We start from the raw sequence: 11351 nt of genomic DNA on the forward strand, positions 1-11351 counted from the left end.
AAAGTGGAGCAAACACCAACAGGTGCAAACACGTGGACAACAGCTACAACAGGTGCTCTTTCCACGAATGCAACAACAGCAACAGTAACAGGCTTGTTGGCAGCGACAGGTTATGACTTCCGCCTTGTTGTAACAGGCGGAGCAAATGCAGGCGACTCAAACGTAGCAACGGTGACGACAAACCCGATCGCACTAACAGACTTCGCGAATGCAAGCAAAACCGGTACAAGCGCTACGTTCACTTGGAGCGTAGCAACGGGCGCAACAAACATTAAAGTTGAGCAGTCACCAACAGGTGCAAACACGTGGACAACAGCGACAACAGGTGCTCTTTCCACGAATGCAACAACAGCGACAGTAACAGGCTTGTCGGCAGCGACAGGTTATGACTTCCGACTAGTAGTTACAGGCGGAGCAAATGCAGGCGACTCGAATGTGGTAACGGTGACGACAAACCCGATTGCACTTACAAACTTCGCGAGTGCTAGCAAAACGGGAACAAGCGCAACGTTCACTTGGAGCGCAGCAGCAGGAGCAACAAATATTAAAGTTGAGCAATCACCAATAGGTGCAAACACGTGGACAACAGCGACAACTGGAGCTATTGCGACCAATGCAACAACAGCAACGGTAACAGGCTTGTCGGCAGCGACAAGCTATGACTTCCGTCTAGTAGTTACAGGCGGAGCAAATGCAGGCAACTCGAATGTAGTAACGGTGACTACTAACCCAATTACACTTACAGACTTCGCGAGTGCAAGCAAAACGGGAACAAGCGCAACGTTCACTTGGAGCGCAGCAACAGGTGCAACAAACATTATAGTGGAGCAATCACCAACAGGTACAAACACATGGACAACAGCGACGACAGGCGTGATTGCGACCAATGCAACAACAGCTACAGTAACAGGCTTATCTGCAGCGACAGGTTATGACTTCCGTCTAGTAGTTACAGGCGGAGCAAATGCTGGCGACTCGAACGTAGTAACGGTAACGACAAACCCGATCGCATTAACAGACTTCGCGAGTGCAAGCAAAACAGGAACAAGCGCAACCTTCACATGGAGCGCAGCAACGGGTGCAACCGGTTTGAAAATTGAACAATCGCCAACAGGTACAAACACATGGACAACAGCGACAACAGGTGCTCTTTCCACAAATGCAACAACAGCGACAGTAACAGGCTTGTCCGCCGCAACAGGTTATGACTTCCGTCTAGTAGTTACAGGCGGAGCAAATGCTGGCGACTCGAACGTAGTAACGGTGACGACAAACCCGATCGCACTAACAGACTTCGCGAGTGCAAGCAAAACGGGAACAAGCGCAACGTTCACATGGAGCGCAGCAACAGGCGCAACAAATATTAAAGTTGAGCAATCACCAACAGGTGCAAATACGTGGACAACAGCGACAACTGGAGCGCTTGCCACGAATGCAACAACAGCGACAGTAATAGGTTTGTCCGCCGCAACGGGATATGACTTCCGATTAGTTGTAACAGGCGGAGCGAATGCAGGAAACTCGAATGTCTTGACGGTAACAACTTATTCGATTGAACCTTCACAGCCAAACCCGCCAAAAACGGACGAAACCGATGTTGAAGTGCTGGTGAACGGTAAAATTGAATATGCAGGTAAAGCGACTACAGCAATTGTGAATAACCAAAAGGTCACAACCATTATCGTGGATCCGAATAAGCTTAAGAACAGATTGGAGTCTGAGGGTCAGCGTGCTGTCATTACGATTCCGCTAAAAGGCAGCTCAGATGTTTATGCTTCACAGATAAATGGGCAGATCATTTCTGATTTGGAACTAAAGCAAGCTGTCTTAGTCCTTCAACATGATCAATTTACGTATACGATACCTGCATCACAGATCAGTATCGATGCACTCACTAAGCTTTTTGGAAAAAAATTAAATCTTCAAGACCTCAAGCTCGAGATAGAGATTGCCAAGCCAATAGCAGATACCATAAAAATGGTGGAAAGTGCAGCAGTTAAAGGCCAGTTTGAGATGGTTGTTCCACCGCTTAATTTTACAGTGCGAGCTTCGTATGATGGAAAAACGATTGAAGTTTCTAAATTCGATGCGTATGTAGAAAGAATGATAGCTATTCCAGCTGGTGTTGATCCTAACCGAATAACGACAGGGATTGTGGTTGAACCAGATGGATCTGTTCGTCATGTTCCAACTAGACTTGTCGTTAAGAACGAAAAGTATTATGCCGTAGTGAACAGCTTAACGAACAGCACGTATACCATTGTCTGGCATCCACTTGCGTTTAAGGATGTAGAGCGGCATTGGGCAAAAGAAGCTGTGAATGATATGGGTTCACGAATGGTAATAACGGGTGTTGGCAATGAAATGTTTAATCCAAATAAATCGATTACTCGTGCGGAGTTTGCTGCTATTATCGTTCGGGGATTAGGTTTGAAATTGGAGGCAAGCTCATCGTCATTCTCGGATGTGAACAAAAATGAATGGTATAGCAGCTATATTCAAACCGCATTTTCAAATGGTCTTATTAATGGATATGAAGATGGAACCTTCCGTCCTATGGACAAAATAACGAGAGAGCAAGCCATGGCGATCATTGCAAAAGCAATGAAAATCACCGGCTTGAAACCGAGTCTTGCAGCAAGTGAAGCTGGAGAATTGCTGCTTCCTTATAAAGATGCGAATGCCGCATCCGAGTGGGCGAAGAGCAGCATCCTCGATTGCTTGCAAGTGGAGATCTTCTCAGGCAGAAGCAGTACTGTGCTTGCTCCAAAAGATGAAATCACGAGAGCAGAAGTGGCTGTGATCATCCAAAGACTTCTCAAAAAATCTAATTTGATTTAAAAGACTAAATACTAAAGGGTTATCTTACAAAGGTGAATACACCAATGTGAGATAACCCTTTTTTCTGTTTGAGCAATAGGTTTTAAGTGAGCCTGTATGCTCGATCATCGCAATTAAATTATTTTCATATAGCTGAATCCATAAACAGAGCCGAGCGCCATTACAATGGTCCATACGGCAAGGCTGACTGCCATCCATTGAATGACGCGTTTTCGCGAAGAGCCTAATGACAAAGCTAATAAAGCCGCGATGTCGGTACCCACAATAAGGGGCGCCAGCAGGGCAAGTCCGGGAAGGCCGTAACGCTCCCAAATTCGCCTTGCTCGAGTCTCCTTTTTTGATGTTGTGGTAATGCCCTTCTTCAATTTCCGATTCGTATTCCACTTCGAAAATTGTTTGAAAAACAGGCCCAGGAGCAGTACCAAAAGAAAGTTGCCTGCAAAACCGATAATGGCTACTGCTACTGGCGACAATCCTGCTACGATGCCAAGAGGTACGACTAGAAATACATCCAACCACGGCGCTGCTGCAAGTAAAAATGAAACAATATATGGCCATATCCCATCCGTTTGCTGAATCCATTCAATCATAATGTTCCTCCAGTTATTATTTATCTAATTAGCTGAGGAAATGGTTTCGCCTTGAGTCGGCTTCATCGCATTTTCCCACTTCACATTGATGGATCGGGCAGTGAATAGTTCGGGTCCGTCCGATAGCTGAAAATGCAAATGGGGCTCACTGCTATTGCCTGAATTGCCGGTCAGACCGATGACGTCGCCTTTTTTGACCTTGTCTCCTGGCTTAACTGTTGCAGAGCCTTTCTTGAGATGCGCCAGATGGCTGTATTCTCCACCGTGATCAATGACGACATTATTCCCAGCAGGTTCATTCGGATTCATTACCCCAACAGGCGCATTATCTAAAATATCATTCACTACCGATATGATTGTACCATCCGCTGGAGCAATGATTTCTTTCCCGAAGGCAAAATAGCTTTCATTTTTGAGCGGGTCACCTTTATAGGAAAAATGATCCTTTGTTTGGATAAAATCGTACGCGTATCGCTGAATCTCTAGTTCATAATGATAATTCACAAGAACATTCTCGCCGCCCCAAAATACGAACCAGTCGCCCTCAAAAGGTAAAGCATATTTATTTTTGCTCAGCTTCGAATCGGTTTCAGGTGAGGAGGTTAGTTCCTGAACTTGAATTGATGTAATGACTCCGTCAGAATCAAACATTCCGAGCAGCCCCTTATTCCCCTCATCACTCACCCATATGCGCCGGTCGTAACCATTAAGCTGTATAGTAGAGGATTTCTCGAAGCTATGGATCCCATTCGTAAATTCCTCTCCCRTCTTTTCTAAATCTGCTTCGCTTACCGCATCTTTTAAAGGTTGATTAAAACGGGCATAAATTTCCTTATACTTGCCGTCCAGCAGCGCCTTTGGCAAGTCGTCTGGCATAAGTAATTGGTTCGTTGTCTCCGTGGGGCTCATTGTTGGCACAGCTCCTGTGTTGGTGGTCACTGCTGAATTTTCTCCGCTGCAAGCGGCTAGAAGTAAAGCTAGTGAACCGGCAGCTAATGCCGTTTTTGCAGTCATTGCTGTACCATATATATAATTCGTTGCTCCTTTTTTCATTTTCATCGCCTCCCGATAATACCATTGTAGCAGCAGAGTCTTAGCTCTTATGAAACCCATCATTAACGCACTCTTAACTTTAAGAAGGGTGAATGGAAACGAATTAAGCTTCCCTTAAGATTAGAATGATTTAAAGTGAAAAAAATCATGCTATGATGATATAAACATCAGTTGGCGGAAGGAGCTGGCACGAATGAACCATGCATCGATTTTGCTCGTTGATGATGAGCAAGCGCTACTGGAGCTTTTGCAGACGGTATTGCGCAAGGAAGGCTACATGAATATTGATACCGTGCAATCGGGTGAAGAAGCCATTGAAGCTTGTGAAGCTAAAAAATACGATTTAATTGTATTGGATGTGATGCTGCCAGGGCGCAGCGGAATTGAAATATGTCCTTTTATCCGGCAAACGACGAACGCGCCAATTTTATTTCTAACCGCGAGAACATCGGATTTCGACAAGCTGACAGGGTTTGCAATTGGCGGAGATGACTACATTACCAAACCATTTAATCCACTGGAAGTGGTAGCCCGCATAAGGGCGCAGCTGCGGCGGTACTTTAGTTCGTCAACGGAGACTGCTGCCTTAAAGAATATCTCAGAAGATTCTCTCAATCGAAAATCCAACGTATTTGATTACGGCCGATTTAAATTAGAAGAGACAGCAGGTGAGCTGTTTATTGAAGGACAGGCTGTTTCATGTCCTGCGCTTGTGTTTCAGCTGCTGCTTTTTCTATGCAAAAACCCTAATCGAATATTCAGTAAAAGCGAGCTGTATGAGAAGGTTTGGGGTGAAGAAGCCTTCAGTGATGACAATACGGTCATGGTTCATATTCATCGGATAAGAGAAAGAATTGAAGCTGATCCGTCTAACCCAAAATTTATCGTTAACGTCAGAGGTATGGGCTACAAACTAGTTAAAGCGGATCAGCAGGAGCTTACTATGCCATGAATATTAAGCGACAACTAACACTGAAGTTCGTTCTTCAACTCGCAATAGCAGGAATGATCGTTCTTCTCATAGCTGCGCTAACCTTTTATTGGATGCTGCAGCGGTTTAGCGAGATTAACATAACACGTGATTTTGCCAGTGTAGGGTTAGAACAGATGGTAGAATCCTCTAAGCTTGGCAAGAATGGCATTACGTTTGCACCCAGCTTGCTGAGGCAGGTGAAGAAAAACAATGGCTGGCTGCAAAGCCTAGATGAGAATGGAAAAGTTGCTAGTGCTTATAACACGCCCAAAGATGTTCCTAACCAATACGGGCCAGGTGAATTAGTGGAACACTGGATGGGGAAGAGCGCATTTCCTTACCAGATTGCGTTATGGATACAGCAGAAGGATGGGAAGAAATTCACAATGGTCTATGGGGCTCCAAAAGTAATAGAGCCTATATTGGAACAATTAAATGAAGTCGAATTCATTGTTTCYGAAAAAAAATTAGTCCTTCCAGATGCCTTATCAGGAAAAATAAGATCGGCTCATGCTTTTGTTCAACTGATCGATTCGGCAGGATTGGAACTGGACTCCTATAACAAGCCCGATGCGGTGCCTTCGCTATACTCCGTTCCGGAACTTGCGCTTCGCACATTGTACAGTGAAAGATACGGTTACCGGATAGCAACCTCGTATGATGCAAAAACTGGAAACACCTGGCTTGTCGGAGAACCGAATACTGTAGCGGGAGAATCGGGCAAAAAGAAATGGATACCGGAGGAAGCACAGGTAGTCATTATCGGGTCCATTTTCTTGTTTATCTCCTTACTGGTCTTGTTCGTACTCCTCTCACTATGGCAAGCCCATCGTTTTGGCGCCCCGATGCTGCACATGCTTGTATGGCTGGATTCAATAGGGAAAACCGTGTATGAAGAACCTGTCGATCGTAGAGGTCTCCATCGAAGCCGAACGTCAGCAGGAAAATGGCGGCGAAGGTATCGTGTTTTTGCTGATGTGATGGTTTCTATTGAAAAGCTATCCAATGCCTTGAAGAGAGAGCAAGCGATGCGGGAGCAAACGGAAAGCCTGAGAGAAGAATGGATTGCTGGCGTTACCCATGATTTGAAGACGCCGTTATCCTCAATAACTGGTTATGCCCATTTATTAGCGGAGCCGGCATATGATTGGTCTCAGGAGGAGGTACGTAAATTTTCTGCGACGATGCTGGAAAAATCGGCTCATATGGATATGTTGATCAGCGATCTTGCTATGACGTACCGATTGAGGTCGGGAATTCTTCCTCCTGAGACGATGAAGGTTGAACTAAACGCCTGGCTTTATGAAGCGCTTGAACAGGCTGCCGCTGATCCTGCTTACGGAAAACAGCGAATTGTATTTCATGCTGCGCAAGATGATGTCTGGTTCCAATTGTATACACCTTGGCTGGAGAGGGTAGTTAATAATTTAACCGCTAATTCGCTGCTTCATAACCCGCCTGATACCGTTTTGACGGTATCGCTTCTGGCGGATGAAGAAGGTGGCGGAATAACGATAAAATTCTCCGATGATGGCGATGGTATGGATGAAGTTACATTAAATCGGCTTTTTGAGCGTTATTATCGCGGCACGGATACCGCATCCACCACCAATGGTTCTGGACTTGGCATGGCTATATCGAAGGGACTGATTGAAGCTATGGGTGGCAGGATTATGGTTAAAACAACACCGGGTGAAGGGACGACGATTTTGTTAATATGGAACTGACAACATCGACTTTCATCGAACAAACAACAGTTAAAGAATTGCTGTAAAATTAGTAAATAAATGAAAAAAAACGCTAGATCATGATATATTGATGATCTAGCGTTTTTTTAAATCTACAAGAGAATGAAAAATGTAAAGAAAATATATTCTTGTCAATCGAAATTATTTGCCAGGGAGGGGTAAGAATGCAGCAACAGGAAAAAGAAATACAGGAGCTTAAAGAACGATTAGTTAACGTCGAGGAAAAACTTCAACGTAAATCGAATTCTTCTAACGCTCTTAAGTTTGTACTGTGGTTCGTCCTTATATTCGTCGTTCTACTGATCGCAATTGGCGTATTTCAATTTATTAGCTCTTCTTCATCCTAATTTAAAATAAATATTCTAACGAATGAAGCGGCGGTCAATGACGTTACTATACGTCTTGCCCGCCGCTTTAAGTTGTATTTAGGCTTTTTTAGTTTGAAGCCGTTTAAGTTCTTCATCCACACGAGCTTTGCGCTGCTCGAGCTGCTGATCGGAACCATATGCGCCAGCATGTAAGCTGTTGTATGAACCTTTCGTAAGGTCACGTTGTGCTTCTAATTCCATCACCTTCTGTTCAATCCGATCGAACCCTTGTGAAGCGGAGCTGCCATGTAGGGAGTTGGAATAGCCAGTAGAAGTTGCAGTTGTCTGCTGCACGCGGGTAATGAGCTCAGCGCGTTTTCCTTGCAGCCGTGTTTTCTCTTCTTTTAATGCCTCAATGCGATAACCGAGGTCAAGTACCGCTTGCTTTGCTAGCTGCTGCAGTCTTGCCGTTTCTTCGGCTTGTTCTAGATACAACAGCTTCGCTTCAAGCGCCGTACGTGCTTCTGCTTCACGTTCCTCAACTGCCGCTTGCTCTGCTTTACCCTCGTAATAGCTTACTTGTCCGCTGAATTCACTTAGTTTAGATTGCAGCATACGATCCTGTGCTTGCTGCTGTGCTAGCGCATGCTCCGTTTTGGCAATTTCCTCATCCAAATCTCTCAAATAATGATTAAGCATCATGACCGGATTTTCCATCTTATCCAACATTTCATTTGCTGCTGCCTTTGTCATACTAACTACTCGTTGTAAAATTCCCATTGATAATCTCTCCTTAAAAGTTTGTGTTTGGTTTTATTTTCATTTGCATTCGTTTATTTGATTTAGTAGTGATCGGCAAATCGAAAGTCGTTGTTAATTGCTTTTGGGATAAAGAGGGTAGCTATAAAATATGCGAGTATAACCGTTCCGAAGCTGAAGAACGCCGCAATGACAACTAACAATCTAACAATAGTGGAATCAATGCCGAGCCATTGTCCGATGCCTCCGCATAGACCTGTCAGCTTGCTGTCTGTCGTTGATCGAAATAATTTTTTCATATACAGTCATCCTTTCGTGTAGCTCATCTATGTCCTTATTGTAGCCTCTTGAAGATTCTTTCGTAACGGTCCTCGGGCCATTTCGGTGCTAGGCTTTAGGCGGGGACTGTCTGCGACGGGCGACGGGGCTGCCGCTATTCTTATAGCAGTTATAGGCTGTGCTTTATTAGAAATTGCAATTGGGATTGGTGGTGGTCTCAGTTGAAAATGTAAATCCATAAAAAAACTGCCCGAAAGTAATTAGACCTTTGGGCAGCTTTATCGGGATGAACGTGTTGTTGTTAAGGTGTTAAAACCAAAGATTTACGGTTGTGGGTTACATATTCATTGCGTAGCTAGGCTTTAGACGCGTTTCTTCTTTAAAGGAGCTGCTTAGAAATACTATTCCTGCAGGCAAACCTTCTGCTGTGTAATCAGTCGGAACCGTGATTGCTGGCTGGGAATCCTGAATAAGGGCTAAGTTGGTTATTGTTTCCCACTTTCCCGCCTTCTCGAGCGAGAGAGGCTGCTAAATTCCTTTACTCTATTCAACCAATCTACTATTATAAATTTAGATTTGAGAGATAATAATTAGTATAAATGGGAGATGGGACCAACATGAACAGATGGTTTTATTATAAAATCGGAATTTGCTTGCTGATCGTTTTTACGCTGTGTGTTCCAAGCTTCGGTGCTTCATCCTCTGTCCAAGCGAATGACGCTAAACCTGCTGCTTCCTATTTAGCAGAGCGTTGGAGCGAGAGCATCAAGGGAGGTGCAGCTGCGAATCCGGTCATCGGTGAGGACGGTACGGTGTATATCCTATCTCAGCAAGGGAAGGTTTATGCCTTTAGCCCTGCTGGCAAGCAGCTGTGGACTGCTGATGTTAGTCCTATGGATGATACTTCTCCAGAAAGGGAGGGTCAGCTCGAAGTTGGAGCAGATGGGATCCTTTATGTCGGCTCAAGAGGGAATTTATATGCATTCAACAAAGATGGCGTGAAAAAATGGGAGTATGAAACAACCTATTCAAGCTTTCAAAAGGTTGTCGTTCAACGTAACGGCTTAATCTATATTCAAGTCAGATCAAGGGAGCTGCTGCTTGCCTTGCGCACGGATGGCACGAAAGCAATGGAACGAACCAGTATTAGAAATTTGGTAAAGCACGCAGGCACTTTAGAGGATAAGGTTTTTATTACATCTTATAACCTAGATACTAAATTTGTTGAGGGCAAGATAAGTTTAGAATCTACATCTTATGCTGAGGAATTAAATGCTAGTGGTTTATCGCGCTGGAAAGTCAATTTGAATGGATCATCTTATAATACCCCAATGACGGACAAGCAAGGCAATTTAATCGTATATTTAGAAGCTTCGAAAAAAGGAGATCAATCGGGTAGTTCACAGCTTAATCAGGACAGAAGTCCAGGTGAGGTTAAAGTGATCAGCGAGGGAGCTGTGAAACAAAGTTACTCGCTAAGCGCAAGGACGTACGCTCCTATTGTTTTTGATGATCAACAAAACGCTTATATTGTAACGCGAGATGCCGTCATTTCTAAATTTGATACGCAAGGAAAACTTATATGGAAGCTGCAAATCGATCAAGAGGCTAATGTATTGGAAAATGGAACGGCAATGCAGTTGGATAAAGATGGTTCCCTTCTTTTCTACAGCTCATTGACTAGTTATGATAAGACGAAAGTTGAGAAAACCGAGCAAAATGAATATTTTAAGCATCGGTTGCTTCGAATTAGTCGAGGAGGGGAACTGCTTTCCTCTATAAAGAGCGGTATTTACACAACCTCGGTTGTTTGGTTAGACAATGGAATGATTTTATTAAACGGTTATGACAAAGTTGTTTTATCGGATATGAAATTAACGAAGCTAACAGAGTACAACATGAATTCTCCCATTTATTTAACGTATAGGGATATCAATACGATCTATGTTGGAACAGAGAGCGGCCGGGTAATCGCGCTTGAAATAAAACAAGCATCGAACAAGGGCGATGCGGTTTCCATCACGTTTGGGAACCTCTTTCCGTACATTGAATCAAAAAGTATATACTCGCTATTTGTAACTGTGAAGTGGGCAGATGGCAAGGAGCAAACCAATCCGCAAGGCATCGTTTATCGCAGCAGCAATGAAAAAATTGCTTATTTTGATAAACAGGGCCTTCATACGGTCGGAGCTGGTGAAGTCGAGGTGAGCGCTGAATATTTGCATTTAAAGACGACAATGAAAATTAAGGTAAACGAGCGAGCTTATATGAATGAGCCTGGGGTTACCTATAGCGCTCAGCTTGTGAAAAAATGGGGAGTGTCACTGCCTACACTGAATAGCAGTATTAATGAGGTATACCAGGTTCCCCTCCTCTCGGATGATGGAACGGTTTATGCGCTTAGCAGTCAAGGGAAGGTAGCAGCGGTCAGTTTGGAAGGAAAGCTGCAGTGGCAATACGATTTGAAGGAGCAGGTAGGGGCGAGGCCTGCAATTGGACCGGATGGACGGCTATTTATAGGAACGAATAGCGGTTTGCTTACAGCATTTGATCCAAGCAGCGGCAAGCAGGTTCTTCATAATATGGTGGCAGCTAATCAGCGCAATACTATGCTTGGCTGGGATCGTTCCGGCAATAGATATACAGGATTCACAAATAATAATATTGTAAGGGATGGCAGCAAACGAAGCGTTACCAGTTATCTTGAAGCATCAAATGTTTCGGATACTCGGCTTTGGTCGATATCCTTGAGTGGAGAGATCACACATTTTGAGCCAACTTTAAATGATACTGGAGACAC

Annotated in this window: 9 protein-coding genes; 5 read left to right on the forward strand and 4 right to left on the reverse strand. The window is 44.1% G+C overall.

Annotated features, from left to right (window positions below; genetic code table 11):
* Positions 1 to 2841: S-layer homology domain-containing protein (locus tag AC1DSE_RS20860; protein WP_477528127.1), on the forward strand; the 2841-nt coding region annotated here is incomplete at its 5' end.
* A gap of 113 nt (positions 2842 to 2954) precedes the next feature.
* Here AC1DSE_RS20860 and AC1DSE_RS20865 read toward each other — a convergent pair.
* Positions 2955 to 3431 (reverse strand): small multi-drug export protein, encoded by a 477-nt coding sequence (locus AC1DSE_RS20865; RefSeq protein WP_477512813.1) that lies wholly within the window; start codon positions 3429 to 3431, stop codon positions 2955 to 2957.
* Positions 3432 to 3455: 24 nt separating this feature from the next.
* The gene (locus AC1DSE_RS20870; RefSeq protein ID WP_477528128.1) at positions 3456 to 4484 is read right to left on the reverse strand and encodes a peptidoglycan DD-metalloendopeptidase family protein; all 1029 of its coding nucleotides are present in this window, start codon (positions 4482 to 4484) and stop codon (positions 3456 to 3458) included.
* A 193-nt stretch (positions 4485 to 4677) separates the two neighbouring features.
* Between AC1DSE_RS20870 and AC1DSE_RS20875 the strand changes: the two genes are divergently transcribed.
* The 3 genes from AC1DSE_RS20875 (at position 4678) to AC1DSE_RS20885 (ending at position 7552) form a co-directional block, all read left to right on the forward strand.
* On the forward strand, positions 4678 to 5436 hold the full coding sequence (locus AC1DSE_RS20875; protein ID WP_477512811.1) for a response regulator: 759 nt from the start codon (positions 4678 to 4680) through the stop codon (positions 5434 to 5436).
* Positions 5433 to 7184 carry a sensor histidine kinase gene (locus AC1DSE_RS20880; protein WP_477512810.1) on the forward strand — a complete coding sequence of 584 codons (1752 nt, stop codon included), beginning with the start codon at positions 5433 to 5435 and terminating at the stop codon, positions 7182 to 7184. The genes AC1DSE_RS20875 and AC1DSE_RS20880 overlap by 4 nt, the downstream gene beginning before the upstream one ends.
* 185 nt (positions 7185 to 7369) lie before the next feature.
* Positions 7370 to 7552: a hypothetical protein gene (locus AC1DSE_RS20885; RefSeq protein WP_441876987.1), complete on the forward strand. Its 183-nt coding sequence runs from the start codon at positions 7370 to 7372 to the stop codon at positions 7550 to 7552.
* Between the two features lie 78 nt (positions 7553 to 7630).
* Here the strand turns inward: AC1DSE_RS20885 and AC1DSE_RS20890 are convergent, their stop codons facing one another.
* The gene (locus AC1DSE_RS20890) at positions 7631 to 8293 is read right to left on the reverse strand and encodes a PspA/IM30 family protein (protein ID WP_441876984.1); all 663 of its coding nucleotides are present in this window, start codon (positions 8291 to 8293) and stop codon (positions 7631 to 7633) included.
* Between the two features lie 62 nt (positions 8294 to 8355).
* Entirely contained in the window at positions 8356 to 8571 is a 216-nt protein-coding gene (locus AC1DSE_RS20895; protein ID WP_076271803.1) for a PspC domain-containing protein, read from the reverse strand.
* A gap of 597 nt (positions 8572 to 9168) precedes the next feature.
* Between AC1DSE_RS20895 and AC1DSE_RS20900 the strand changes: the two genes are divergently transcribed.
* Positions 9169 to 11351, forward strand: a 2183-nt coding sequence (locus AC1DSE_RS20900) for an outer membrane protein assembly factor BamB family protein (protein ID WP_477528129.1), incomplete at its 3' end; no start/stop codon positions are given.

The sequence above is a fragment of the Paenibacillus sp. 01L418 genome (assembly GCF_056400045.1).